Annotated in this window: 1 pseudogene; it reads left to right on the top strand. The window is 77.1% G+C overall.

The window, feature by feature from the left end:
• Window positions 1-682: pseudogene (locus tag AC31A1_RS52230) on the top strand (FHA domain-containing protein); the annotation flags it as partial.

The following is a 682-nucleotide window of genomic DNA, read 5'->3' as shown; positions in this document are numbered from 1 at the left end:
GCCCCGGCCCGAGCCCGGCGTCCCGCTTCCAGCAGCAGCCTCCGCCGCCCGGTCCTGGTCCCGGCCAGTCGTACGGCGGTGACCCCTACGAGTACCAGGGCTCGCGGCCCTCGCAGATGAACCGGCCGGCGGAGCCCATACCCCCGTTCGGCAGCGAGCCGACGGGGCGACCTGGTGCGCCTGGGGGTCCCGGCGGACCTGGTGGATCCGGTGGTCCTGGTGGGCCGAACGGTCCCGGTGGTTTCGGTGGCGAACGGCAGGGCGGGCCCGGCCCGCAGGGCTTCGGCGGCGAACGCCAAGGCGGCCCCGGTGGTCAGGGCGGACCTGGTGGACCTGGCGGGCCTGGCGCCCCCGGTGGTCAGGGCTCGCAGGGCTTCGGCAATGAGCGGCAGGGTGGGCCCGGCGGCGGTCCTGGCAGCCCCGGCTCGCAGGGCTTCGGCGGGGAGCGCCCGGGCGGCGGTCCCGGTGGTCAGGGTGGACCTGGCGGTCCCGGTGGCCAGGGCTCGCAAGGTTTTGGTGGTGAGCGGCAGGGCGGCCCTGGTGGCCCCGGCTCGCAAGGTTTCGGCAATGAGCGGCAGGGTGGCCCCGGCGGCGGTCCTGGCGGCCCCGGCGGCGCGCAGGGCTTCGGTGGTGAGCGTCAGGGTGGCGGTCCCGCGCCCTTCGGCAACAACGACCCGTCCGG

The organism is Streptomyces sp. P5F9 (genome assembly GCF_057961495.1).
Note: the sequence above shows the minus strand (reverse complement) of the source record. Positions and strands in the feature narration are given on the sequence as shown.